Annotated in this window: 22 protein-coding genes; 8 read left to right on the top strand and 14 right to left on the bottom strand. The window is 67.8% G+C overall.

Annotated features, from left to right (window positions below):
* Nucleotides 1-63 precede the first annotated feature (63 nt).
* Complete coding sequence (locus tag Ahu01nite_RS21360; protein WP_203838339.1) at nt 64-1,890, bottom strand: phosphoenolpyruvate carboxykinase (GTP); 1,827 nt, start codon at nt 1,888-1,890, stop codon at nt 64-66.
* Between the two features lie 263 nt (nt 1,891-2,153).
* Here Ahu01nite_RS21360 and Ahu01nite_RS21355 point away from each other — a divergent pair, with 263 nt between their 5' ends.
* The 3 genes from Ahu01nite_RS21355 (at nt 2,154) to Ahu01nite_RS21345 (ending at nt 4,184) form a co-directional block, all read left to right on the top strand.
* A complete protein-coding gene (locus tag Ahu01nite_RS21355; protein ID WP_203838338.1) occupies nt 2,154-2,939 on the top strand; it encodes a sigma-70 family RNA polymerase sigma factor in 786 nt (261 codons plus the stop codon).
* The gene (locus Ahu01nite_RS21350) at nt 2,920-3,558 is read left to right on the top strand and encodes a GtrA family protein (RefSeq protein ID WP_203838337.1); all 639 of its coding nucleotides are present in this window, start codon (nt 2,920-2,922) and stop codon (nt 3,556-3,558) included. The genes Ahu01nite_RS21355 and Ahu01nite_RS21350 overlap by 20 nt, the downstream gene beginning before the upstream one ends.
* A 62-nt stretch (nt 3,559-3,620) precedes the next feature.
* Complete coding sequence (locus Ahu01nite_RS21345; RefSeq protein WP_203838336.1) at nt 3,621-4,184, top strand: GtrA family protein; 564 nt, start codon at nt 3,621-3,623, stop codon at nt 4,182-4,184.
* Here the strand turns inward: Ahu01nite_RS21345 and Ahu01nite_RS21340 are convergent.
* Both Ahu01nite_RS21340 and Ahu01nite_RS21335 read right to left on the bottom strand, forming a co-directional pair.
* Nucleotides 4,111-4,719, bottom strand: coding sequence for a PH domain-containing protein (locus tag Ahu01nite_RS21340; protein ID WP_203838335.1), 609 nt, complete (start codon nt 4,717-4,719; stop codon nt 4,111-4,113). The genes Ahu01nite_RS21345 and Ahu01nite_RS21340 overlap by 74 nt on opposite strands.
* Nucleotides 4,720-4,723: 4 nt before the next feature.
* Nucleotides 4,724-5,590, bottom strand: coding sequence for a biotin--[acetyl-CoA-carboxylase] ligase (locus Ahu01nite_RS21335; protein ID WP_203838334.1), 867 nt, complete (start codon nt 5,588-5,590; stop codon nt 4,724-4,726).
* 989 nt (nt 5,591-6,579) lie between these two features.
* On the opposite strand from Ahu01nite_RS21335, the gene Ahu01nite_RS21330 reads away from it, so the two are divergent.
* Nucleotides 6,580-6,918, top strand: coding sequence for a hypothetical protein (locus Ahu01nite_RS21330; RefSeq protein ID WP_203838333.1), 339 nt, complete (start codon nt 6,580-6,582; stop codon nt 6,916-6,918).
* A gap of 2,678 nt (nt 6,919-9,596) precedes the next feature.
* A complete protein-coding gene (locus Ahu01nite_RS21325; protein WP_203838332.1) occupies nt 9,597-11,162 on the top strand; it encodes an acyl-CoA carboxylase subunit beta in 1,566 nt (521 codons plus the stop codon).
* Nucleotides 11,163-11,165: 3 nt separating this feature from the next.
* Here the strand turns inward: Ahu01nite_RS21325 and Ahu01nite_RS21320 are convergent, their stop codons facing one another.
* The 6 genes from Ahu01nite_RS21320 to Ahu01nite_RS21295 form a co-directional block, all read right to left on the bottom strand.
* Nucleotides 11,166-11,864, bottom strand: coding sequence for a M50 family metallopeptidase (locus Ahu01nite_RS21320; protein WP_203838368.1), 699 nt, complete (start codon nt 11,862-11,864; stop codon nt 11,166-11,168).
* Between the two features lie 58 nt (nt 11,865-11,922).
* Nucleotides 11,923-12,531: a Maf family protein gene (locus Ahu01nite_RS21315; RefSeq protein ID WP_203838331.1), complete on the bottom strand. Its 609-nt coding sequence runs from the start codon at nt 12,529-12,531 to the stop codon at nt 11,923-11,925.
* 23 nt (nt 12,532-12,554) lie between these two features.
* A complete protein-coding gene (gene mycP / locus Ahu01nite_RS21310; protein ID WP_203838330.1) occupies nt 12,555-13,682 on the bottom strand; it encodes a type VII secretion-associated serine protease mycosin in 1,128 nt (375 codons plus the stop codon).
* Nucleotides 13,679-15,208: a hypothetical protein gene (locus Ahu01nite_RS21305; protein ID WP_203838329.1), complete on the bottom strand. Its 1,530-nt coding sequence runs from the start codon at nt 15,206-15,208 to the stop codon at nt 13,679-13,681. Before Ahu01nite_RS21305 ends, mycP begins: the two co-directional genes overlap by 4 nt.
* Nucleotides 15,208-15,618 (bottom strand): hypothetical protein, encoded by a 411-nt coding sequence (locus Ahu01nite_RS21300; RefSeq protein ID WP_203838328.1) that lies wholly within the window; start codon nt 15,616-15,618, stop codon nt 15,208-15,210. Before Ahu01nite_RS21300 ends, Ahu01nite_RS21305 begins: the two co-directional genes overlap by 1 nt.
* Before the next feature lie 127 nt (nt 15,619-15,745).
* Nucleotides 15,746-15,931 carry an acyl-CoA carboxylase subunit epsilon gene (locus tag Ahu01nite_RS21295; protein WP_203838327.1) on the bottom strand — a complete coding sequence of 62 codons (186 nt, stop codon included), beginning with the start codon at nt 15,929-15,931 and terminating at the stop codon, nt 15,746-15,748.
* Nucleotides 15,932-16,032: 101 nt separating this feature from the next.
* Here Ahu01nite_RS21295 and Ahu01nite_RS52045 point away from each other — a divergent pair, with 101 nt between their 5' ends.
* Together Ahu01nite_RS52045 and Ahu01nite_RS21285 are read left to right on the top strand one after the other, a co-directional pair.
* A complete protein-coding gene (locus tag Ahu01nite_RS52045) occupies nt 16,033-19,857 on the top strand; it encodes a serine/threonine-protein kinase (protein ID WP_438874806.1) in 3,825 nt (1,274 codons plus the stop codon).
* Nucleotides 19,858-19,921: 64 nt separating this feature from the next.
* The gene (locus Ahu01nite_RS21285; protein WP_203838326.1) at nt 19,922-20,128 is read left to right on the top strand and encodes a hypothetical protein; all 207 of its coding nucleotides are present in this window, start codon (nt 19,922-19,924) and stop codon (nt 20,126-20,128) included.
* A gap of 44 nt (nt 20,129-20,172) precedes the next feature.
* On the opposite strand, the gene Ahu01nite_RS21280 is transcribed toward Ahu01nite_RS21285, so the two are convergent.
* The 3 genes from Ahu01nite_RS21280 to Ahu01nite_RS21270 are packed head-to-tail and all read right to left on the bottom strand — an operon-like array spanning nt 20,173 to nt 22,438.
* Nucleotides 20,173-20,922, bottom strand: a complete 750-nt coding sequence (locus tag Ahu01nite_RS21280) for an ABC transporter permease (RefSeq protein WP_203838325.1) — start codon at nt 20,920-20,922, stop codon at nt 20,173-20,175.
* Nucleotides 20,922-21,851, bottom strand: a complete 930-nt coding sequence (locus Ahu01nite_RS21275; RefSeq protein WP_203838324.1) for an ATP-binding cassette domain-containing protein — start codon at nt 21,849-21,851, stop codon at nt 20,922-20,924. Before Ahu01nite_RS21275 ends, Ahu01nite_RS21280 begins: the two co-directional genes overlap by 1 nt.
* A gap of 29 nt (nt 21,852-21,880) precedes the next feature.
* Entirely contained in the window at nt 21,881-22,438 is a 558-nt protein-coding gene (locus Ahu01nite_RS21270) for a PadR family transcriptional regulator (RefSeq protein WP_239159028.1), read from the bottom strand.
* 68 nt (nt 22,439-22,506) lie between these two features.
* On the opposite strand from Ahu01nite_RS21270, the gene Ahu01nite_RS21265 reads away from it, so the two are divergent.
* Nucleotides 22,507-24,249, top strand: coding sequence for an acetyl/propionyl/methylcrotonyl-CoA carboxylase subunit alpha (locus Ahu01nite_RS21265; protein WP_203838323.1), 1,743 nt, complete (start codon nt 22,507-22,509; stop codon nt 24,247-24,249).
* 52 nt (nt 24,250-24,301) lie between these two features.
* On the opposite strand, the gene Ahu01nite_RS21260 is transcribed toward Ahu01nite_RS21265, so the two are convergent.
* Both Ahu01nite_RS21260 and Ahu01nite_RS21255 read right to left on the bottom strand, forming a co-directional pair.
* Nucleotides 24,302-24,808 (bottom strand): TetR/AcrR family transcriptional regulator, encoded by a 507-nt coding sequence (locus Ahu01nite_RS21260; protein ID WP_203838322.1) that lies wholly within the window; start codon nt 24,806-24,808, stop codon nt 24,302-24,304.
* A complete protein-coding gene (locus Ahu01nite_RS21255; protein WP_239159027.1) occupies nt 24,808-25,650 on the bottom strand; it encodes a transglutaminase family protein in 843 nt (280 codons plus the stop codon). Before Ahu01nite_RS21255 ends, Ahu01nite_RS21260 begins: the two co-directional genes overlap by 1 nt.
* Between the last annotated feature and the right edge of the window lies 1 nt (nt 25,651).

Raw genomic sequence — 25,651 nt, 5'->3', positions numbered from 1 at the left:
CCCAGTCCGCGCCCGCCTCGAACTTTGTCGCGCGTGAGCGCGACGCAAGGCGGGCGCGGGGCATCACGCGGCGTTGAGGCGGGACTTGAGCGCGTCGAGCTCGGACCAGAGCACGGCCGGGAGCTTGTCGCCGAACTTGGCGAACCACTCCTCGACCTGCGGGATCTCGGCGAGCCACTCGTCGGTGTCGACGCTCAGCACCGCTCGCACGTCGGCCTCGTCGAGGTCCAGACCGGTCAGGTCGAGCGCTTCGGGCGTCGGCACGTGCCCGATCGGCGTCTCGATCGCCTCGCCCTCGCCGTCCAGCCGCTCGACGATCCACTTGAGGACCCGGGAATTCTCGCCGAACCCGGGCCAGAGGAACCGGCCGTCGTCACCACGGCGGAACCAGTTCACGTAGAAGATCTTCGGCAGCAGCTCCGCGTCGCCGGACGCCGCCTTACCCATCTCGATCCAGTGGTTGAAGTAGTCGCCGGCGTTGTATCCGATGAACGGCAGCATCGCCATCGGGTCCCGGCGCACCACCCCGACCTTGCCGACCGCCGCCGCCGTGGTCTCCGACGAGAGCGTCGCACCGAAGTAGACGCCGTGCACCCAGTCCCGGGCCTCGGTCACCAGGGGCACGGTCGTCCGGCGCCGGCCACCGAAGAGAATCGCATCGATGGGTACGCCGCGCGGGTCGTCGTATTCCGGCGCGAGGATCGGGCACTGGCTGATAGGCGTGCAGAAGCGGCTGTTCGGATGGCTGGACGGGCCGGGCGAATCGGGGGTCCAGTCCTCGCCCTTCCAGTCGGTCAGGTGCGCGGGCGGTTCACCCATGCCCTCCCACCAGATGTCGCCGTCGTCGGTCAGTGCGACGTTGGTGAACACGGAATTGCCGCGGGCGAGCGTACGCATCGCATTGGGGTTGGTGTGTTGATCTGTGCCCGGCGCGACGCCGAAGAGGCCGAACTCGGGGTTGGTGGCCCAGAGCCGCCCGTCCTCACCGAAGCGCATCCAGGCGATGTCGTCGCCGACGGTCTCCACCTTCCAGCCCGGCAGCGTCGGCTGGAGCATCGCCAGGTTGGTCTTGCCGCACGCCGAGGGGAACGCACCGGCCACGTAGCGGACCCGGCCCGCGGGTGAGGTCAGCTTCATGATCAGCATGTGTTCGGCGAGCCAGCCCTCGTCACGGGCGGCGACGCTGGCGATCCGCAGGGCGAAGCACTTCTTGCCGAGCAGGGAGTTGCCGCCGTACCCGGAGCCGTACGACCAGATCTCGCGGGTCTCCGGGAAGTGGGAGATGTACTTCGTCTCGTTGCACGGCCAAGCGACGTCCTCCTGTCCGTCATCGAGCGGCGCACCCACGGAGTGCAGGGCCGGGACGAAGTCGGCGTCGGCACCCATGGCGTTCAGCACCGTCGTACCCATCCTCGTCATGATCTTCATCGAGGCCACGACGTAGGCGCTGTCGGTCAGCTCCACGCCGAACATGGGGTTCGGCGCGTCGAGCGGGCCCATGCAGAACGGGACGACGTACATCGTGCGTCCACGCATGCAGCCCCGGTAGAGCCCGGTCATCGTCTGCATCATCTCGGCCGGCGCCATCCAGTTGTTGGTGGGGCCGGCGTCGGCGGGATCGGCGGAACAGATGAACGTGCGTTCCTCGACCCGGGCGACATCCCCGGGGTCGGTGCGGGCCCAGAACGAGTTGGGGCGGCGGGCGCGGTCCAGTCGGACGAGGGAGCCGGCGGCCACGAGCTCGTCGGTGAGGCGCGTCCACTCCTTGTCGGAGCCGTCGCACCAGACGATGCGGTCGGGCTGGGTGAGCGCCGCGGTCTCGTCGACCCAGGCGCGCAGTCGGGTGTGCGGTGTGGGATGGCTGGACATGTGATTCCCTCCGGTCGGCATGACCTGTGACGAATCAGGCCGGTTGTCCGGCCCTCACGTAACGGGGATCACGTCAGCCTAAGCCGATAAAACGTTGGTTTCGTCGGTCGATCCTGTGGAAGACCACACAATCTTCAGGCGTCATGCTCATTAGCGATTGATTCTTCGCTTCCTAGCGCAACTCCGAGCAGGGAGCGCTCCCACTTTCACAAAGTGGACAAAAGGGCATAAGCTGGCTGGTAGTTGGGTCTTTCCTCTCACTCCCCCCGCTTCAGGAGGCAGGAATGACGAACCCGGCAGGCTCGGGCTTGTCAGGCTCGTCGGCCGATGACGCTGACACCGAGTTGCTGGCTGCGGTGCGGGCGGGTAACACCGACGCCTACGGATTGCTCTACCAGCGGCACCGGTCGGCGGCGCGCGCGTTCGCCCACGGGCTGGTCACCGACCCCTCGGACGCCGATGACCTGGTCTCCGAGACGTTCGCCAAGGTGCTCGCCACGCTGCGGGCCGGGCGGGGGCCGATCGTGGCGTTCCGGGCCTACCTGCACACGACCCTGCGGCACGTTCTCTACCACCGGGCACGCCGGGACCGCCGGCTCGAGTTCACCGATGATCTGACCCGGTACGACGAGGGGCAGCCGTTTCTCGACCCCGCGCTGGAACGGCTCGAGCGGACGTACGCGGCGCGGGCGTACAACGCGTTGCCCGACAGGTGGCGTGACGTGCTCTGGCGTACCGAAATAGAAGGCGCGAGCCCCGCCGAGGTGGCGCCGCAGCTCGGCCTGACCCCCAACGCGGTCGCCGTGCTCGCCCACCGCGCGCGTGAGGGTCTTCGCCGGCTCTATCTGCAGCAGCATGTCGCCGTGGCCGACCCACCCGAGTGCCGCTGGGTCGGCGACCGGCTGGGCGGCCGCGTCCGGGGCCGGCTCGCGCATCGTGACTCCGTGCGCCTTGAGGCTCACGTGGCGTGGTGTACGGAGTGCCGGGCTCGATTGGCGGAAGTGACCGAAATCAACCAGCGTCACTACCGACCGTACAGACAGCGGAACCATGCGACCCCCGCGGATTAAGAGTCGCTCACGAAAACAGCAGCGGGTGACGGACGCCGGTACTCTCGAGGCTGTGCCTGCTGCCACGATCCTGCCCGCTCTGCGGGCACGCTTCGGGGCTTTGGTGCGCGAGGTCGGCAAATTCGGCACCGTCGGCGGCATCGCGTTCGCCATCGACCTCGTCATCTTCAACGTGCTGCTGCAGACCGGCGCCGAGTCACTGCTCGCCAAGACCGGCTCCACCCTGATCGCCACGTCCGTTGCCTTCGCCGGCAACCGCTACTGGACCTGGCGACATCGCGAGCACACCAACATGGCCCGCCAGTACACCGTGTTCTTCCTGCTCAACGGTGTCGGCCTGGGCATCGGTCTGGCCTGCCTCGCGATCAGCCACTACGGGCTCGGCTCCATCTGGCCCGAGTTCCAGACCCCGCTCGCGGACAACATCTCCGGCCAGCTGGTCGGCACCGCCGTGGGCACGCTTTTCCGTTTCTGGTCGTACCGCCGCTTCGTCTTCGGCGAGGCCCCGGTCCCGGCTCCGGCCCCTGCGGCCGCCCCGGCAGACCCGGCCCCGCCGGTCGCGAAGATGACGGCGCTCCCCACCCACAAGACGGCGCCGAGCGCCGTCCGGCGAATGTGACGACGAACCCCAGCTTCCGGTTCGGTTCGTCGTCTTATCCCTTCCCCCCTTAAGGTTGCCCAATGCCTTCAGCCCGCCCGCTGTCGGAACGCCTCCGCCACCTCGCCCCCGAGGCCCTGGCGTTCGGCGTTATCGGTGCAGCGAACACGCTCCTCTACATGGCGATCACCTGGGCACTGCTGCCCATCGGCGCCGTGAAGGCGAGCATCATCGCCACCGTCGTCACGACAACGCTGGCCTACCTCGCCAACCGCTTCTGGACCTACCGCAACCACACCCGCACCGCGTTGCGCCGCGAATACACGCTGTTCTTCGGCTTCAACCTCGCGGGCATGGTGATCCAGTCGGGCGCCGTCGGCATCGGCAAGTACGGCTTCGGCCTCAGCGAGGAGAAGGACGCCGTCCTGTTCATGGGCGTCACCCTGCTCGGCATCGCGGTCGCCACGGTGTTCCGTTTCTGGGCCTACCGCACCTTCGTCTTCCTCAAGCCCGCAGTCGACGGTCACGAGGCCAGCGTCGCCGGCATGGACGTCGCGGCCGGTCTGGCCGAGCTCAGCGCCGAGTCGGAGGGCCGCCTGGACGCGGAGATCGCCCAGGAGATCGACGCGCAACGCCGCGCTGTGTGACCACCGGCTCCTCCAGCACTTCCGCCTCATCGTCGTCGTCCGGCCGCAGCTCGCGGTCGGTCTCGATGAGCTCGTAGAGCGTCGTCTGCACCTGCTGCACGTGCGGCACCGACGCGAGCACGGCGGAGCGCTCCCCGATCGAATCCACGGTGAGCGTCCCGCACCCCAGCACCCGGTCGAGCAGGGACTGGGTCGCAACGTGGTCGTTGATCCGGTTGAGCGGCAGATCCCGCCGCTCCCGGGCCACGACCCCGTCCTGCAGCAGGATCCGCTCATCGGTGATCACGTAATGGGTCGTGCGCCACACCAGCAACGGCCACACCCCGCGGCGCACCGCCACGAAGAACGCCACCGCGCCGACCACGCAGACACCGATCAGCCCACCGGTATTCGGCGGCAACATCACCCACACCATGATCATCACGGCGAGGGCTGCGGCCAGCACCACGATCGGCAGCACCGCGGCCCGCGCATGCGGGTGAAGATGGAGGACGACCTCCTCCTCATCGGTCAGGACGTCGTCCGGAAAAGGCACGGCCTCAGCGTACGTGCAGGACGTCCCCAGCCGACACACGCCGCTCGGAGCCCGAAACCGCACGAACGATCAGTTGCCCGTCAGAATCGATGTCCGTAGCCGTGCCGACGAGCTCGCCCCCGTCGGGCAGCAGCACCCGGACCTCCCGGCCGATCGTGGCGCAGCCCTCCCGATAGGCAGCGAGCAACCCGCACATCTCGGCGTCACCACCGGCCTCCCGCCAGCCCGCATACCACTGGCCGAAACTACGCAGCAGAGCACGCAGCAGCGGGTCACGGTCGGTGCTCTTCGCCCCGGACAGCAGCAGCGAGGTCGCCGGCAACCCATTGGTCTCCGGCAGCTCCTCGGCACGGGTGCTGACATTCAGCCCGATCCCCACAACCACGGCATCCCCCGAGACCTCGGCCAGGATCCCGGCTGCTTTCCCCCACGCTGTGTCAACTTTGACCAGGAGATCGTTGGGCCACTTCAGCCCGGCGTCCACCTCGGCGACGCGCTGCACGGCCTCCCGGAGCGCCACCCCCGCGAGCAGCGGCAACCAGCCCCACGTGCGTTGCGGAGCCGCCGGCCAGTCTTTCTCTGCGACGGCGACCCCCGGCCGGAACACAACACTCAGCGTCAACCCCGCCCGAGCCGGCGAAACCCACTGCCGGTCCCGCCGCCCCCGCCCCGAAACCTGCTGCTCAGCAACAACAACAAGCCCCTCAGCCACCCCGTCGAGCGCAGCCCGCGCAGCATCGGCATTGGTCGACCCGGTCTCCCCCACCACATCAAGGCGCTGCCAGATCCCACCCGGAACAACCAGGGCCCGCTGCAGAGCCCGAACGCCCAAAGGCGGCCGAGTAAGGTCGGAATAGGGCGAGGAAACCATCCCCCCACCCTATCCGGCCAGCACTTTCACTGAGCCCCGGCACCAGCCCCACTACTCGGATCAGCCGCATGCCGACTCACATAAACGGTGCTCGACGAATCAGCCTGCCGCCGCCCCCGGTTCCCGATCTCCGGCAGCATCTGCGTGGGCGCATCCGTCGCACTCCGCTGCCTGCGAACCGGCTGCTCCCCCGGCGCCCAGCTCAAATCAGGAAGCACCGCATCAGGAAGATCCGGCACAGTCCAGATCGGCCCTTCCGCACTCTCCTCCCGCCCCGAATAGGCCCCCCGCCCACCATCGCGACTCACATCCCGGTAGACGGCCGGATTACCCCGGCCGGCGTCGTAAGCCGGCCTGTCATGGGGCTGGCTGTCATGAGGTGGCCTGTCATGGGGCAGCCTGTCATGGGGCTGGCTGTCATGAGGCGGCTTGTCGTAGGGCGAACTGTCGTAAGGCGAACTGTCGTAAGGCGGCCTTTCATACGGCGGCCGCTGCGCCGGCCCACCGAGCCTTGGCTCCTCCATCGACCCGCCACGCGCGGGCTCCTGGAACGACCCACTGCGGGGTGGCTGCTGCGTCGACTGACCGCGGGGTGGCTGCTGCGTTGACTCGTTCTGCGTGGGATACGGCCGCCTGCCACCTGTCGGCGGGTGTTGGTCATATCCCTCGGGCAGTCCTACCGGGGCGGCCCAGGGCGCCGACGCGGTTGGCGCGCTCCTGAACGCCGAACCAGCCGGGTTGGTCCGGTCAGCTTGGCCGGGTGGAACGTTCCGGGGTCCTTGACCGGTCGAGTTGTCCCGCTGGCCTTGGCCCGCCGGAACGTTCCCATGCCCTTGACGTGCCGGCGCATTCCGATGTGCTTGGCCCGCCGGAGCGTTCCGATGTGCTTGGCCCGCCGGAGCATTCCGCTGCCCTTGGCCTGCCGGGGCGTTCCGATGCGCTTGGCCCGCCGGAACGTCCCGCTGCGCTTGGCCTGCCGGAGCGTTCCGATGTGCTTGGCCCGCCGGAGCATTCCGGCCTCCCTGTCCAAGCGCAGCATTCCGGTCTCCCTGGCCGAACCCGGCACTCCGGGCTTCCTGACCAGGAGCAGTCCGATCTCCCTGGCCGGGTGGGGCGTTCCGCGGCGCCTGACCGGCCGGATTGTTCCGGGACGGCTGGCCGGACGGAGTATTCCGGAGCGGCTGACCTGCCGGATTGTTCCGGAGCGCCTGGCCGGGCGGGGTGTTGCGGACGCCCTGGCCGGGCGGGGTGTTGCGGACGGCCTGGCCGGGGGGACCGTACCGGGGATGCTGCTCGGGCATGTCGCCCTGGGGGTGGTTCGGTGTTGACCCGGACCGGGGTGGCTGTGGGACCTGGTTGGACTCGGGGCGCTGGAGGGCTCGGCCGAGTTGGGCCGGGCTGATCTGGAGGCGCTGGGTTACGTCGGCCGGGGGGTGTTGACGTGCGGGGCCTGTACGGGGTTGCTGGAGGGGCGTGGGTGGTTGCTGGACTGTGTCGGGCTGGGGTGGGTGGGGGCCGGCGGTGATCTGGCGGCGGTGTGGGGCTGATCCTGCTTGCGGTAGGTACAGGGCTGTTGCCGGTTGGGGCAGCAGGGATGCCGGGCCGGGTAGCTGCGGCGCGGAGGGTTCGGCGGGTGGGGCGGCCTGGGCTTCCTTTCGGGCTTGTTCCAGGCGGGCGAAGCTGGGGGCGTGCCAGCCCTCGGTGGCCCACTGCGGGAGGCCGCCCTTGACCGCCGGCGGGGCTGATTCGCTCTTCGGCTTCTCGGCTGCCACGTCTTCTGCGGACGGCGTCTTGTTGTCCTTGGCTGCGTCCGGCTCGGTGGTGCTCTCGGCCGGGGGTGGCGTTGCCTCGGGCGGTGTCAGCGCAGAGGTCGGATCGGCCTCCGGCGGAGAATCCGGGATGGGCTTCGACCGAGCAGCCGCACCCAACGTACGCCGGACGAGCTGGCCTGCGATCGTGCGCGGCTTGGCCTTCGCGCCCCGGGGGCGTTGCTCCTCGTCGGAGCTCGGCTTGCCGGCCGGGTCCGGTTCGGTGGCGGACTCGGACGCGGCGTTACGGCCACGCTTGGCGGATTTGCCGGCGTTGCCCTTACCGCGCTTCGGACGGTCGGCCCGGGTGGATCGCGACTTCGGCTCCTCGCCGGGTTGCGAGGTCTCGTCCTCGACGGGTGAGAAGAAGCCGGACGACGGCGAGTTCTGCAGCGAGTCACCGGCGTACGGCGGGGACGCCGGACGGTGGGAAACGGGAGGCGGCGGAACCGGGGCCTGGTTGACGGGAGCCGGGGCCACCGGGGGACGGTTCATCGGCGGTGGGGCCACCGGTTGGTGGTTGGTGGCATGGGGGAATGCGGGGCCCCGGTTTGCAGGCGGGAGGTCCATCGGTTGACGGGCACCGGACGTCGCCACCGGTGGGCGGACGGCGGGCGGGCGGGTGCCGAAGGGCGGCGCGGACGGGTTACGGCTACCGGCGGACGATGCGGACGGGTTACGGCTGCTGGCGGGTGGTCCGGCTGGGTGCCAGGGATCTGAGTACGAGTCTGCCGAGAACCGGGAGTCCCCGTAGTCGGCCGGATAGCTGGTGTCCTCTGATTGACCAGCGGAGTAGCGGCCGCCCGAAGTCGAATTGGGCGAGAAGCCGGCATCCGAGGACGGACCAACGGGATAGCGGCCGTCCGTAGGCGAGCCGGATGAGAATTCGGCGTCCGAAGACGGGCGACCCAGGTACCCGGCATCCGACGACGGTCCCACCGGATAGCCAGCCTCCGAAGACGAGCCAGGGGTGAAGCCGGCCGTCGAAGGCGGACCTGACGGGTAGGCGGCGTCGGAGGGTGAGGTGGACGGGGAGTAGGAGGTCGGGGGATAGCTGGGGAGTGGGGAGGTGGGGTGGCGGTGCTGGGGGAGGGGCTGGGTGGGTGGGGTGGGGGTTGAGGACGGGGGGCGGGTGTGGGGGGTGGCTGTGGGGGTGTTGGGGGTTGCGGGAGGCCAGGGGGGGACTACGAGGGTTGGTTCGGATTCGTGGTCGGGCGAGGGGGTGGGGGAGAGTTCGGGGAGGCGTTCTACCGGGGTTGGCCAGCCGTAGCTGGTTTCGGGGATCGGGGTCCAGTAGTCGCCGGATGGCGAGTCTTCGCGGTAGTGGGGGCGGATCCAGCCTTCGACCCGGTCGCCGTGGCGGGATTCGGTGCGCTCCGGGCGTACTGAATAGGGATCTTGAGGGGTGACCGGTTCGGTCGCTGAGAGATTGACCGGTGATGGGTCTGCCGGCCTGGTGCGGGCCGGCCATTGGGGGAAGCGGTCGGGTTCGATGTGTGGGGTTTCGAGGTGTTGGGGCTCGGTCCACGCCTCGTCGGGCTGCTCAGGCGGCCAGGTCTCGTCGGGGTGGTTGGTCCAGTGCTCGTCGGGTTGGCTCGCAGGCCACATCGGAGGCTGCCCTTCGGTGCGGTCGGTGGGATGGGAAGGGTGCTGAGCTGCTGATCGTTCGGATGGTTCCGGGCCGGGGCTCGTGGTCGGCCAGAGTTCCCGGGAGCTTCGGGGGTTCGGGACGACTGCCGCGGTTCTTGTGCCGGTGCGCTGGCGGATGGGTGTTGCGACATGGTCCGGAGAACCTGCGCGTTTGTTCGCGTTGGGTTCGGCGGCTGGGCCTTCCGTGCGGCGGGCCGTACCTCGCAGGTCGTCGGTCTTGCGGCGCTGGGCGTGTTCTCCCAGCTCCGCGGGGCCGCCGGCCGCGTCTTCGGTGCGGCCGAGCCCGAAAAGAGCCCGGCGGAAAACGATGAGCGTGGTGATGCCACCGACGATCAACGCCACCCCGACGGGGGTCATCCATGTCGTCACGGGGGTTGTAACGAATGGTGCATTAGGAACGAAACGCACGCGTACCGACGACTGGCGGGAGCGCGGTGCCGCGCGGGGCTGGATACGATCATCAGCAGCGCCGCGACACGGAGCGTGACCTCAGGACCCGCTCCGGGCGCGGCGGGCGGCGAAGATGTGGCTACTGGAGGTGCTGGGCAGTGACGACCGACATTCACACCACGGCCGGGAAGCTTGCCGACCTGGCACTCCGGGCCGAGGCGGCCACCCATGCCGGGTCCGATCGGGCGATCGAGAAGCAGCGCGCGAAGGGTAAGAAAACCGCGCGCGAGCGGATCGGGCTGCTGCTCGACGAGGGCTCCTTCGTGGAACTGGACGAGCTCGCCCGGCACCGTTCGACCAACTTCGGGCTCGACCGCAACCGGCCGTACGGCGACGGCGTGGTCACCGGGCACGGGACGGTCGACGGGCGGCAGGTGTGCGTCTTCTCGCAGGACTTCACGGTGTTCGGCGGTTCGCTCGGTGAGGTTTTCGGCGAGAAGATCGTGAAAGTGCTCGACCTGGCCATGAAGATCGGGTGCCCGGTGATCGGCATCAACGACTCCGGCGGCGCGCGCATTCAGGAAGGTGTGGTCGCCCTCGGTCTCTACGCCGACATCTTCTTCCGAAACGTACGAGCAAGCGGCGTCATACCGCAGATTTCGCTCATCATGGGCCCATGCGCCGGGGGTGCCGTGTACTCCCCCGCGATCACCGACTTCACGGTCATGGTCGACCAGACGTCACACATGTTCATCACGGGGCCGGACGTCATCCGCACGGTCACCGGCGAGGACGTGGGGATGGAAGAGCTCGGCGGTGCGCGTACGCACAATTCACGCAGTGGGAACGCGCACTATCTCGCGAGCGACGAAGAGGACGCGATCGACTACGTTCGCGCGCTGCTCGCGTACCTCCCGAGCAATAACCTCGACGAACCGACCACCTTCGACCAGCCCGCCGATCTTGCTCCGAGCGCCGCCGACCTTGATCTGGACACGCTGATTCCCGACTCGGCCAACCAGCCCTACGACATCCACACCGTCGTCGAGGCCGTTGTCGAGGACTTTCTCGAGGTCCAGCCGTTGTACGCGCAGAACATCGTCATCGGTTTCGGCCGGGTCGAGGGGCGCCCCGTGGGTGTCGTCGCGAACCAGCCGATGCACTTCGCGGGCACGCTGGACATTGCGGCTTCGGAAAAGGCTGCGCGCTTTGTGCGTACCTGTGATGCCTTCAATCTGCCTGTGCTCACTTTTGTCGACGTCCCCGGTTTCCTGCCCGGCACCGGCCAGGAATGGGACGGCATCATCCGGCGCGGCGCCAAGCTCATCTACGCGTACGCCGAGGCGACCGTTCCGAAAGTCACCGTGATCACGCGCAAGGCGTACGGCGGCGCGTATGACGTCATGGGTTCCAAGCACCTGGGCGCCGACATGAACTTCGCTTGGCCGACCGCGCAGATCGCCGTGATGGGCGCGCAGGGTGCCGTCAACATTCTCTACCGCGGCGAATTGGCTGCGGCGGAGGACCCGGCGGCGTTGCGGGCCTCGCTCATTCAGGAGTACGAGGACACGCTCGCCAATCCGTACATCGCCGCCGAGCGCGGTTATGTCGACGCGGTCATCAAACCGTCCGAGACCCGGGCGCAGGTCACGCGGGCTCTGCGGATGCTACGGACCAAGCGGGAAACGTTGCCGCCCAAGAAGCACGGCAACATTCCCCTTTAGCTTCTATGCCGCGCTGATGCTGGGCAGCCACTGGCCGGCGAGCATGAACCCACCCACGACCAGCGCCGTGAGGTCGACGACCAGGAACACCCCGACCCAGAACAGCGCCGGAATGTGCGTCACCCCGGCCAACTGATCGGCGTCCGACTCCGGCATCCGCCCGCGGCTGCGCAGCTTCTGCAACTCGAAGACCGGCCGGACCCCACCGAACAACAAGAACCAGACGCCCGCGTACGCGAAAGCAGCCTGAACCTGCGGCGTCGCGTACCAGGAAACCGCGAGAACGATCGCCCCGGTAACCACCAGCGACACCACACCGAACACATTCCGAATATTGATCAGCATGAGCAGCAGCAGCACGACGACCAGCCACAACAGCAGCGTGATCCGGTTCCCCCCGAGCAACCACGCCCCGCCGAGCCCCACCAGCGAAGGCGCGATATACCCACCCAGCAACGTGAACATCATCCCCGGCCCGGTAGGCCGCCCCGCCGAAAGCGTCAACCCCGACGTATCGAACTCCAGCCGGATCCCCCGCAGCTTCCGCCCGGTCAGCAACGCCGCAAGCGCATGACCACCCTCATGAGCAATCGTCACAGCATTGCGAGCGACCCGCCACAACGGCCGGAAACTGGCAACAACCAGCCCGATCACCGCCGTAACCAGCACCAGCAAGCCAGGAGGATCAGGCTGGGCGCCCATCAGCGTGTCCCAGAGGTCATTCACCGAGTCGATCGCCACAGCGCGGAAGCGTAGCGGATCAGCTTGTGGACTTCCCCCACAACTGACCCACACCAACCTCGAACTTCATCAACAACCGCCGCAAAAGCGGCAACGACAACCCCACCACATTCCCATGATCCCCCTCGATCCGCTCCACGAAGAACCCACCACGCCCATCAATGGTGAAAGCCCCAGCAACAAAAAGCGGCTCACCCGTAGCCACGTACGCCTCGATCTCGGCATCACTCACATCCGCAAAGTGGACGATGGTGCTCCCGACGGCCTCGGCACTTTGCCCGCTGCCCTGATCAATGAGGTGGTGACCGGTGTGCAGCACGCCGGCCCGCCCCCGCATGGCCCGCCACCGTGCCTTGGCGTCATCTTCGCCTGACGGCTTACCGAGGATCTCCCCGTCGAAGGCCAGGACGGAGTCGCAGCCCAGGACCAGGGTGCCTTGCTCTTCAGGGAGTTCGGAGGCCACGGCTTGGGCTTTCATCCGCGCCAGTGTCAGACAGAGCTCGGCCGCGTCGTCGGTCTTGACCACCGACTCATCCACGCCGCTGACCTGGACGGAGGGGTCCAGGCCGGCCGCTTTGAGCAGAGCAAGCCGCGCGGGGCTGGCGGACGCAAGTACAAGACGAGGCATGAGGGCGAAGGTACCGGGCCTGACTAGGAGGTGGAGCGCGACCTCGCCCGAAGAACAAAGAACAGAGCACCCGCGGCCACGAGGACGACGAGCACAATTCCGGCGATCAGCAGGCCTGAACCACTGCCGCTGGAATTCTCCGCCTCCGGCAGGGCCACAGAGTCCGAGGCGTTTGTGGAAGGGTCACTCGCAGAGCTGGTCGCACCTGCGGAAGGAGCACCGGCGCCAGGCCCACCAGCTTCGAGCGCAGCAACGATGTCAAGCACACCATGCCCGTACTCGTCATCAACGCCAGGTGCACCCTTGTCAACCGCAGTCGACTCCAGCCGCTCGACAACTTCCTTGGCACTCATCTCCGGATACTTGCTCCGCAGAAGCGCAGCAGCACCGGAAACAATCGCCGTGGAATCGGACGTCCCCGTTCCTACCCCGTAGGAGCCGTTTTTTCCCGGCCCTTCGATGTCTTCACCCGGCGCCACAATATCCAGCTCGGGGCCAGCAACTGAAACTTTTGAAATATTGCCTGACTTATTGGTGGCACCAACGGCTACAACGCGAGTAAGCCGCGCCGGAGAGGTAATCGATGAATCTTCAGGACTATTTCCGGCGGCTGCAACAATGACGACATCGGCATTGGCCGCGTCATTAACGGCCTTGTAAAGGTCTGCAGTGACACCCGCAGCACCTACGGACATATTTATGACTTTTGCACCATGCTTTACCGCATAATTAACCGCAGGACCAAAGTCCCTGGCTATGCCTTTCAAATCGAGCTGCACCTTAATAGGCATAATTTTGGCATCAGGAGCTATGCCAAGAGCGCCGCCTCCGCCTACGCCATGCCCCGCGATCAAACCAGCCATCTTCGTTCCATGGCCATCGGTGTCATTCTGACCCGAACCGCCAGGATCAACGAAGTCTGTTCCCTTAAGGATGCTTCCGTCCAGGTCAGGATGTTTACTAACGCCAGAATCGATAACTGCTACCGTAACGCCCTTACCCGTACTGAATCGGTGGGCCTCCGAGACCTTTAAATACCGAAGGTGCCACTGTTTATCACGAATCTGGTCAGCAAACGCTGGGCTGCCGAAAGCCGCGACGCTGGCGAAAGCCAGTGTCGCTGCTAGAACTGCAGTCGGTTTTCGGATCACCTGCGGTAACCGATTGCCGGGCCAGGATCGATCGGTCCAGACTCAGCAGTAGGCATGAGCACAGGATCGACACCCTCGTCAGTCACCCACGGATTATCCGGATCCCAGTAGGTTGCTTCTTCTCGCCCTTCGTTCTTCCGGGAAGAACGGCCCGGCTGGCCAGCCATGGTCCCGGAGGCGGAACGCGTCGAGCCTCCGACTCCCGCAGAACGAAGACCGCCTGCCTGCCGACCCCCGCCGGCGGAACCAGTTCGCCCATTGGCACCTGCTGCCGGCACTGAACCCTGCTGGCCGATGACGCCGCCAACAGGATTGACCCGGGCTGAACCACCAACACGGGATCCTCCGTTCCCGGCACCGGGCATCTGTCCGATAACACCGCTGCCTGGCCTGGCACCGATGACGCCTCCTGACGGCATAGCGGTCCGCGTGATGGGGGCTCCAAGAGCACCGGGCTTGGCAAAACCCCCGGGCGCGATGGTGCCACCCGGCGCCAGTCCGCCGGACGGAAGAAGGCCGGGGGTGGCCATTCCCGGCAGGCCACCCGATGCTCCACCAGGGAACGCCCCGGATGGGGACAGCCCACCCGACACTGGAGAGACCGTGGCAGGAGGGGTTGTAACAGAGCCTGGCCCGACGCCGCCAAGAACCGGACCTGACCCCGGAGTCGTGACCGTCGGTGTCGGACCAGGAGTGTTGACGATCGGACTGTGTCCGACCGGAACGCTGGTCGACGGTGTGACTGGCGTGGAAGCGTGTGTCGGAGTTACGGAAGAGCCCCCGGAACGACTGTTCTCTGCCGCAGAAGCACCAGATGCCGCAATGAAGCCGCCCGCCCCGACTCCGCTCGCCGGGTCATCACCATTGTTGCCGTGGCCTGTCTCTTTCTTGCCCCCGCCGGCCGGAACGTATTCCTTCGGCTCCTGCATCGCAGCGTGGCTACTCAGAACCGTGCTGCTCAGATTGAACATAATTACACGGGCTTGATTGTTCAACTGCTCTTGCTGGGACGACGAGACTGGCGGTGTCGGCGCAACCGGCGACGGGGCAGGGGAGGGGGAAGGCGTCGCTGACGGTGTCGGCGTTGCACTTGCGCTCGCCGCCGTCTTTTCGTTCTGCCAGGCCAGATTGAGCTTTTCGTTGGCCTCGTACTGTTCGAGGATCGGCTTCAGCTTGATCTGAGCCACGGCAAGGTCTTGCGCGACTACGCGAACCGCAGAGATGTTCTGCGACGTTGCGGTCAGCGTTTCCTGGAGGTGACCGATCAACTCGTCGAGACGGGCGATGTAGGCCTCTGAGGCCTTGCTCTTCCCCGGCGGCCAGGCAACCGCAAGATTGTCTCGATAGTCCTGAACGTGCGAGATGTGGGTGCTGATCAGTTCCGCGCTTCCCTGCCAACCTTTGGTCACAAGGTTGAAGTACGAATCGGTGTCATGACCCTCGACCGCCGACCACATGTACTTGACGTCAAAGCCGTTCCAGTCGGTGCCGCCGTAGCCGCCGCCACCGCCACTAGCTGCGAGCATCAGCCCTCCTCATCCAACGTCACAGGGCCTTTTTCCGTGTAAGCGAAGGCGGCTTGGACGTCCTTCACCGTCGCATGCGCAAAGGCGTCGGAGGACCTGTACTCCTGGCTGATCTTCGATGCCGCGTCCGCCGCCTGACCGGTGCCAGTGCCGAAGTTCAGCGTGTTGGTAGCCGTCACGTTCTTGATCGCGTTGTGCCGCTTGAAGAAAGAGCCGAGTTCCTGGAACTGGGGAAGGGCAACCGGTAGATCGACGGCCATCGCGTCGGCGACCTGGTTGGCGTGCGGGGCGTAGCCGTCCGCGACCTCTGCCGTGAGGCCCTTGGCGAAGTCTTCCATCTGTTGGATGTCGGCTTCGATGCTGCCGTAGTCGCTGAGCCAAGCTGGCCCGCGATCCTCCTCAGGAATCATCCGAGTCCCTCCCCCGAGCGTACGAATCTGGTTCGAGGGTAGACGGTGCGGCCTGCAAGTTTCGACCCCGTGTCCGGGGGGTGGGCAGCTGCGGCCGTACCGAGACCTGTCTATACGGGAGGGGGAGTCAGCGGGGGAGGCCCGATTCGCGCCAGGAGTCCGATCTTGGGGTTGGGCGGGCGCGGCGGGTCCAGAGGCTGGGGGAATGGGGGTGGGTGGGTGGTGTTGTGCTGGTCAGGGCTATGACCAGGGCGGCGACCTCTGCTGGGGTCGGATCTCCGTGTACGACGTTGACCAGCGGTTCCTCGTCCATTGATCAAGCGTACGGTCCTGGGGCGGTTACGCGGTGACACGGATCCCACACTCGGCTGATCGATTCGCTGCGGCTCGACATGACCGGGTATTTTCTGCGTGATGTCTACTTCCCCCCCGCTTGTTGTCGCTGATCGTTACCGGCTCGTCGCGCCGCTCGGTCAGGGCGGGATGGGTCGTGTCTGGCGGGCGACCGATGTCGTCCTGCATCGTGATGTTGCGATCAAGGAACTTGTGCCGCCGCCCGGGCTGACGCCTGAGGAGCGGCAGGAGATGCGTGAGCGTTCGTTGCGTGAGGCTCGGGCGATTGCCCGGCTGAACAACGTGAACGTGGTGCGCGTCTTCGACGTTCTGCGTACGGATGCTGATCCGTGGATCGTGATGGAGTACGTCCCGTCTCGGTCGTTGCAGGACATTTTGGCTGCTGACGGGCCGTTCAATCCGATCCGGGCGGCGGAGATCGGGCTGGGTGTGCTCGGCGCGTTGCGGGCTGCGCACCGGGCCGGCGTCGTGCACCGTGATGTGAAGCCGGGCAATGTGCTCATCGGCGAGGACGGCCGGGTCGTGCTCACCGACTTCGGGCTCGCGACGGTGCCTGGTGACCCCAACGTCACTCGTACGGGACTGGTGCTGGGCTCCCCCGCGTACATTGCTCCGGAGCGTGCCCGGGACGGCACAGCCGGACCCGGCGCTGATCTTTGGTCTTTGGGGGCGACGCTCTACGCGGCGGTGGAGGGGGCTTCTCCCTTCGCGCGGCCGTCGGCGATCGCGACCCTTGCCGCGCTGGCGACCGAGAACCCGCCGCCCGCCCGTAACGCAGGCCCGCTCAAGCCGGTGCTGAACGGTCTGCTGCGCAAGGATCCCGCGCATCGGATCAACGCCGAGGAAGCCGAACGGCTCCTGCTGCGTGCCGCGGGCCGCCGGTCGAAGCTGAGCTTCCCGATGAGCCCGACGATGCGCCGCCCCGGCGTGGGCCGCGAACGTCCTCCGGTCGTGCCGGGTGCGGCGGCCAGCGCGCCTGTGGTGCCTGGTCCCCGCCCGCCGGCGACTCCCCCCGTTACCCCGGGCCGTGGAACCGCTACGCCGCCCGGTCGCGCCGCTGCGACTCCTCCGGGTCACGTGGCAACTCCGCCGAGTCGCGGTTCGGCGTCGGCACCCCAGGGACGCGCTGCGGCGACGCCACCGGCAGCCGAGAACCAGCAGGGCCGTCCGATCTTCGCGCCGGGCAAGGCCAGCGTCGGTCGCGCACCGCGCCCGGCCGAAACCCGCATCGACACCCCCAAAACCCCCTTGGACGCCACCCGCCTGGACTCACCAGCGGTCGACCACACAGGTACGCCCAAAGCCAAGCGAACGCCCCCCGAATCCGGACTCGACGCCACCATGCGCGGCGCCGGCCCGCTGGGTTCGTTCACCGCCGCCGAGGTCGCAGCCGCCCGCAAACAGCCCACGCCGCCCCACCAGCCTGCGCCGCCCCACCAGCCTGCGCCGCCCCACCAGCCGAAGGCAGCGGCCTCCGCTCCAGCAATAACTCCCGAGAGCGCCCCCACAGCAATCACCCCAACCACATCCACGGGTACGCCGCCAGCCGCGGACGCCGTTCCCGATGCGGGCACGGTTGTGGAGGCTGGTTCGCAGGCAGCTCCCGCCGACGCTGAGAGCGTTCTCGTGGCGGATTCCGCGCCGAGCAAAGCCCCGGTCGAGCGGGACGCCGTCGGCACGGACAGCGCGGACGCCGAAGCCGCCACGCCGCCGGCCGCCGAGCCTGCCGGGGGCAGCGGCACGCCGGGCAACGTCGAGGATTCCGAGTCGGCTGCGGCTGACGGGCAGGCTGGTGCGGGCAAGGCCTCGCGTAAGAAGGTTCGTGGGCGCCAGGCCGCTTCGGTTACGGCGGTGGACAGCGATGACCTGGACACATCGAGCGAAGCGGCGGACGCGGTCACCAGCACGGGTGACAAGACGCTTGCCGGTTCGGATGTCGGGGCTGAGACCGCCGAGAGCGGAAGCGATGCCGCGGGTGACGACAGGGCCAAGCCAGAGACCACCGACGAGTCCGGCGCCGAAGACAACTCGAGCGTCAGGACCGACCGGGATTCCGACGAAGTACCCGTCGTCGAGAACGAGCTCGAGGCCAAGGACAAACCGGGTGCCCGGGACGAGCTCGCAGCTCAGGACAAGCCGGATGCCGATGAGCTCCGTGCTCAAGACAGGCCGGATGCCGACAAGATCAGTGCTCGGGATGAGGACGAGCTCAGTGCTCGGGATGAGCTCGGCACCGCGGACAAGCACGTTGCTCAGGACGGCGACAAGGACGAGGCGGGCACCGGGGTAGAGCTGGGCGCCGCTGCGTTGCCTGGTGCCAGGGACGAGCCGGGTAGTAAAACCGTAGACACGCCGGGCAGCGAAGCCGCAGATGTACAGGGCGCCAAGGACGGGCCGGCTGCGGTTGCGCCGGTGCGCACCACCGATGAGCCGGAGACGGTCGAGTCAGGCTCTGCGAGCAAAGCCGACCTGGCAAGCGCAGCCGACACGGTCGGCACGGCGAGCAAGCCCAGCCTGCCAAGCAAGGCCGGCGTGCCAAACAAGGCCGACGTGCCAAACAAGGCCGGCGTGCCAAGCAAGGCCGACGCGGCAATCGAACGCGACGCAGTCAACAAGGCCGCAGTCAACAAGGCCAGCGTGGCGAACAACGCCGGCGTGGCGAACAACGCCGGCGTGGCGAACGAAGGCGCCGCGGCGACCAGGGCCAACGTGGCAAGCGACGGCGACGCGGCGGCCGGGGCGACTGCGGTAGCAGGGTCGGGTGCGGTAGCAGGGTCGGGTGCGGTAGCAGGGTCGGGTGCCGCTGGAAGCGCGAGTGGCGCTGATGGGCGGGACGCTGCGGGAGAGCCGACCGCGGTTACGCCGGTGGATGAGTTCGGGGGGAATCGGACGAGGGTGCTTCCTCAGCCGAGCAACCGGCGTATCCCGGCGGGTCGGGCGTCCGATGAGTCGGTGGACGGCAGTAAGCCGCCGCGGCGGACGGCGCCGGTTTTGGGGGCTCCTGTGTCCGGGGCGCCTGTGTCCGGGGCTCCTGTGTCCGGGGCTCCTGGTTCGGGGGCGCCGGGGATGCCGAGCCGGCCGGCGTGGCAGCCGATGATGTTGCGGGAGCCTTCGGCTGGGCGGCGGGGGGTGACGGTTTTCGGGATTACGTTTACTCGGCAGCAGACGGTTATCGGGGCCGGGATTCTGGCTGTTGTGGTGCTGCTTCTTATTCTTGTGATTCCGAAGGCTTTCGGGAGCGACGACGACAAGGCTGCGGGTGGTGGCGGGGTTGGACCTGCGCCGACCACTGCTGCTGTGTCGCCGCAGAAGTCCGGTGGGGCTTCGGCTCCTGGTGGGGCGGCGCCCACGTCGGCGGCTACCAGTGCTCCGGCTGCCGCGCCTGTGACCACTCCTACCAGTAAGGCTCCGACGTCGGCGCCGGCCAGTAGCAGTGGGGCGTTCACGCTGCCGGCGGGCTGGAAGACGTATGGGAGCTCGGGTACCGGGTTCACTGTTCCGTTGCCCAGTGGCTGGTCCTCTGAGGTCCGGGGGGACGAGATCTACTTCCGGGGGGACAACCGGCTGCTGATCATCGCGCAGACCGATCAGCCGAAGCCCGATCCGCTCGCGGACTGGCAGCAGCAGGAGGCGTCGCGGTCGAACGGGACGTACAGGAATTATTCGCGCGTGAAGCTGCAGTCGGTCGACTACTTCCAGAAGGCTGCGGACTGGGAGTTCTACTACACGACGTCCAGCGGTAACAAGCAGCATGCCGTGAAGCGGAACTTCCTGACCAGCCCGAAGAAGGCGTACAGCATCAACTGGTACGTGTCTCCCGACGACTGGAAGGCCTCGCAGGCGGATCTGCAGAACATCTACAAGGGATTCAAGCCGCAGTCGTAACCCCCATTTATGAGGTGAGCGATGAACGGGTAGTTCATCGCTCACCACGGATGGAGGTGCACGAATGTTTCGCCGACACGGAACCAAACCCGCGCTCGCCCTCTGGATGCTCGTCGCAATCGCCGACGTGGCTCTGCTCGCGGCCGCTGCCGGGCCCGTCCTCTTCCTGCTCACGCTGGCCGGAGCGGGCCTGCTCACCGCAGCCGCCGCGGTCCTGATCACCCAGCGCCGAGCCACCCCGCAACCCCAACCGGCCCGCCGCCGCGCCTGACCCCGCCAGCAGGCACCAGGCACCCCGCCAGCAGGCACCAGGCGTCAGCGGATACTGCGGGCGAACAAGCGGGCGGCCCAGGCGACAGCGAGAGCGGCCAGGACCGCCATGATCGCCAACCCCTGCCAGACCGCCGGCGCGCCCAGATCCCCGCGGAAAAGCGCACGCACCCCGTTGACCGCCCAGGAGAACGGGTTCCAGTCGGCGATGCCCTGCAGCCAGCCCGGCGCGTACGTGAGCGGCAGCAGAATTCCCGACAGCAGCAGCACCGGCTGGGCGACCGTGTTCATCAGCGGGGCGAGCGCGTCCTCGCTCTTCACGGCGAGCGCGACCCCGTAGGAGACCGCCGAGGTCATCAACGAGATCAGGGCGAGCATCAGGTACGCCAGCAGCAGGTTGCCGATGAACACACGCAGGTCGAACGCGAGCGCGAGCAGCGTGATGATGACCGCCTGGGCGAGCAGGGACGCCGTGTCGCGCAGGGAGCGGCCGAGCAGCAGGGCGAGCCGGCTGACGGGGGTGACGCGGGATCTTTCGATGACGCCGGCGCGGAGTTCGGAGATCAGGCCGAAGCCCTGGAAGAGGCCGCCGAAGATCGCGAGGAGAACGAGCAGGCCCGGGACGAAGATCTCGTACGCCTCCGCATTGGTCTGCACCCCCAGCGCGGGTTTCAGCAGCGGCGCGAAGAGCAGCAGGTACATCACCGGCTGGAAGACGCCGACGAGGATCCAGACCGGGTTGCGGAGCAGAGCCTTGAACTGGTGCTGGAAGATCAACCAGGTGTCGCGGAGCATCAGTTCTCCCGCAGGGATCGGCCGGTCTTGGTCAGGAAGACGTCGTCGAGGCTGGGGCGGTGCAGTTCGATCGTGCCGAGCGCGACCCCGGCGCTGTCCAGGGCGCGGATGACCAGCGGGATGGCTGTGGCGCCGTCCTCGACGTAGAGACGCACACTGTCATCGTGGAGCTCGACACGCGAAAAACCCGAGAGCGCGGCGGCGGCAGCAGCGGGTAGAGCCACTCCGACGCGTACGACATCTCCGGATATCTCTTTTTTGAGCGCCGAAGGCGTCCCGGAGGCCACGATCGCGCCGTTGTCCATGATGGAGATTCGGTCGCAGAGGGCGTCCGCCTCGTCGAGGTAGTGCGTGGTGATGAAGATCGTCATGCCCTCGTCGCGCAGGCGGCGGACCTCGTCCCACATGTGGGCGCGGCTCTGCGGGTCGAGGCCGGTGGTCGGTTCGTCGAGGAAGACGACCTTGGGCTCATGGATGATGCCGAGCGCGATGTCGACGCGGCGTCGCTGGCCGCCGGAATACGTCTTGCACTTGCGTTCGGCGTAATCGGTGAGCTGGAAGCTGTCGAGGATCCGTGCGGTGCGGGCGCGGGCCTCGGACTTGCTGACGCCGTAGAGGCGGGCCTGGAGCACCAGCTCCTCGTGGGCGGTGGAGTCGTCGAGGGTGCTGCCGCCCTGCGCGACGTACCCGATGCGGCGCCGCACCTCGCCGGGGTCCTGGAGCAGGTCGACGCCCGCGATGCTGGCCTCGCCGCCGTCGGGTTTCATCAGCGTGGCGAGCATGCGGAGCGTGGTGGTCTTGCCTGCGCCGTTGGGGCCGAGGAAGCCGAAGATCTCGCCCTCGTCGACGGTGAGGTCGACGCCGCGGACGGCGTCGACGGTGCCGTGTCGGGTTGTGAACGACTTACGCAAACCTAGCGTTTTGATCACGCGGAGCAGCGTAGGTTATTCAAGTCTGACTAGTCAAACTTGACCATCTCGACGCCGGACTCGACCAGATCAGCGATCCGCCGGCACCAAGCGATCTCCGCCTCGGAGCGCGCCATCGTCAGCTCCCACATCCAGGTGACGTAGACCGGCTTGTTCTTGGCCCAGTCAGCGTCGATGGCGGCCCGCAACTGCTGATTACCGGCCTCCAGCTGGACAGCCCGGTTACGCAGAGCCGCGACAGCCTCCTCGCGCGGCAGCGCCGGAAGGAACGAGAAGCCGGCCAGAAACGGGTCGGGGGCCGCGGAGATGTTCCACCACGTGCCACGCAGCAGGGAGTCGAACTCGGCGACACCCTTGTCGGTGATCTCGTACGTCGTCCGCGCCGGCCGCGCCCCCACCTGCTCGGTCTTCACCTCGCGGAGCAACTCCTCCTCCGCCAGCTTGCGCAGCGCGTGGTAGATCGAACCGGGCTGGACGTTGGCCCATTTGTCGGCGCTCCAGCTCAGCAGCTCGCGACGCACGTCGTAACCGTGCACGGGCTGCATCCACTGGACGACACCGAGAATCATCATGCGGGTGGCGGACATACGGGTCAGCGTAATAGGCAAGTTTGACTACCACGCGAAGCGGGGCGGCTGAGGATAGGCTCAGGTCCGTGCTCAAGGTATTGATCGCCAACCGCGGCGAGATCGCCGTCCGTGTCCTCCGGGCGTGTGCCGATGCCGGCCTGGCCAGCGTCGCCGTCTACGCCGACAGCGACCGGGACGCCCCGCACGCCCGCCTCGCCGACGAGGCGTATGCGCTCGACGGGGAGACCGCCGCCGACACCTATCTGCGGATCGACAAATTGCTCGACGTCGCCGCTCGGAGCGGGGCCGATGCGGTCCACCCCGGTTACGGGTTCCTCAGCGAGAACGCCGAGTTCGCTCAGGCCGTACTCAATGCGGGCCTGATCTGGATCGGTCCTTCACCGACGGCGATCCGTGACCTGGGTGACAAGGTCACCGCGCGGCACATCGCGCAGCGGGCCGGCGCACCGCTCGTGCCCGGCACGGCCGAGCCGGTGGGCGACGCGGAGGAGATCATCGCGTTCGCCCGGGAGCACGGCCTGCCTGTCGCGATCAAGGCGGCGTTCGGTGGGGGCGGTCGCGGGCTGAAGGTGGCGCGCGAGTTCGAGGAGATCCCGGCGCTGTTCGAGTCGGCCACCCGGGAGGCGGTCGCGGCATTCGGGCGCGGCGAATGCTTCGTGGAGCGTTACCTGGACCGGCCGCGGCACGTGGAGGCGCAGGTCCTGGCCGACACGCACGGCAACGTCATCGTGGTCGGCACCCGCGACTGCTCCCTGCAGCGCCGGCACCAGAAACTCGTCGAGGAGGCGCCCGCGCCCTTCCTCACCGACGCGCAGCGCGCCGAGATCCACCGGAGCGCGAAGGCCATCTGCCGCGAGGCGGGCTACTACGGCGCCGGGACGGTCGAGTATCTCGTCGGGCAGGACGGCACGATCTCGTTCCTGGAGGTCAACACGCGGCTGCAGGTCGAGCACCCGGTCAGCGAGGAGACCACCGGGCTCGACCTGGTGCGCGAGCAGTTCCGGATCGCGGACGGCGAGGTGCTCAGGCTGACCGAGGACCCGGCGCCGCGCGGGCACGCCATCGAGTTCCGCATCAACGGCGAGGACGCCGGCCGCAACTTCCTGCCCGCGCCGGGCACGGTGACCACGCTGACCTGGCCGCACGGGCCGGGCGTCCGGGTGGACGCGGGGGTCGGGGAGGGCAGCGTGATCGGTGGCAACTTCGACTCCATGCTCGCGAAGATCATCGTCACCGGTGCCACCCGGCAGGAGGCGCTCGAACGGGCCCGGCGGGTGCTCGACGAGACGGTGATCGAGGGCATCGCCACGGTGCTGCCGTTCCACCGGCTGGTCGTGCGCGATGCCGCGTTCACGGCCGAGCCGTTCACCGTCCACACCCGATGGATCGAGACGGAGTGGGCGGGCGGGGTCCCGGCTTTCACCGGCACGTCTGCCCCGGCCGAGCCGGAAGCCCGGGAAACCATTGTGGTCGAGGTGGGTGGCAAGCGCCTGGAGGTGCGGCTACCCATGAGGGGTACGCCCAAAGCAGCCCCCGCTCCCCGCCGCGCACGAGCCGCCGCCCAGACCAAGGCCCCAGGAGGTGCGGCAGCGCTGACCGCTCCGATGCAGGGCACGATCGTCAAGGTCGCAGCGGCCAACGGCGACACCGTGGCCGAGGGTGACGTCATCGTCGTGGTCGAGGCCATGAAGATGGAGCAGCCCCTTCAGGCGCACCGCGCGGGCACCGTCAACGGACTGTCCGTGGAGGTCGGCGCAACGGTCACCGCCGGGGCGACCGTGTGCACCATCGATCAGGGCGACAGTTGACAGAGCGCGGCACTGAAATCAGGGCGACAGTTGACAGAGCTCGGGACTGACATCAGGGCGACAGTTGACAGAGCACCTCACGGGCGGCCGCTTCGGGCGTACCCGTGAGGTGGGAGAGAGCGCCACTGTTCCAGAGCGTGGCGAAGCCGTGCGCGATGGACCACCCACTCAGGCCGCCTTCCTTGAGCGCACCCCGCGCCTCGCCGCGCGCAGCGACCAGGCCCGCATCGTCGTCGTGGAACAGGTCGGGGCGGAACATCACCTCGAAGTGCGCCCGGTGGGTGACCGCGAAGTGGACATAGCAGACGCCCAGCTCCAGCAGGCTGCCGTCGCGTTCCCAGGACGCGTTGAGCGCGGCCGACAACTCCTCGAAGCCCTCGGTCGCCAGGACGGTGAGCAGGCCTTTCTTGTCACCGAAGTGATGCGTCGGCGCGGCGTGCGAAACCCCCGCGCGCCGGGCCAGGTCCCGCAGGCTCAGCGCGGCCGGCCCGGACTCGACGATCGCCTCGGCCGCCGCGGTGAGCAACGCCCGGCGCAGATCGCCGTGGTGGTACGCCATCAGCGCAGCCGGGTGATCGTGACTTCCACGTCCTGCCCGGTGCTGCCGGGACCCGCGTAGACGCCCTTCAACGGCGGCACGTCGCCGTACTCGCGGCCGCGGCCGACCACGACGTGACGCTCCCCCACCGGGATGCCGTTCGTCGGGTCGAACGCCGTCCAGCGCCCCACCCACCACTGCACCCAGGCGTGGCTCTGCCCGACGATGCTGTCCCCGATGGCCGCGGCCGACGACGGGTGCAGGTAACCCGAGACGTAACGCGCGGGCAGGCCCATCTCGCGCAGCAGCCCGACGGTCAGATGGCTGATGTCCTGGCAGACGCCCTTGCGCTGTTTCCACGCGTGCACGGCGTCGCTCTGCACCCCGGTCGAGCCCGGCTGATAGGTCACCTCACCGCGGACGAACTCACAGACCGCGAGCGCGGCGGCGTGCGGCGTGGCGTGGGCGGCACGGATGTCCGCGGCGATCGAGCTCAGTTCCTCGTTCATCACGGTACGCGGTGAGCTCAGCAGCAGCTCATACCACCGATCCACGCTCTCGGGCCGCGCGAGGTCCGCCCACGACGCACCTTCGCCGGGCTCGATCAGATCCCCGGGCGGCAGCGTCTCGACAGTCGAGGTAGCCGTCACGGTCAGCGCCTCATGCCTCGCATGAACGTCGAACGCCGTGACCACGGTCCCCCAGTAGTCCTCGTACCGATACGTCCGGGCCGGCGGCCACACCTCCACCCGAGCATCCAGCACCGCCTGATGCGTCTCGTTCCGCGGCCACATCCGCGCCTCGTTGTACGACGACGACACCGGCCCCGCGTAATCGAACCCACTCTTGTGCTGAACCTTCAAC

This window comes from Winogradskya humida (assembly GCF_016862215.1).
Lineage (GTDB): Bacteria > Actinomycetota > Actinomycetes > Mycobacteriales > Micromonosporaceae > Actinoplanes > Actinoplanes humidus.
The sequence above is the reverse complement of the archived record's forward strand: the minus strand, read 5'-3'. Positions and strand labels throughout refer to the sequence as shown.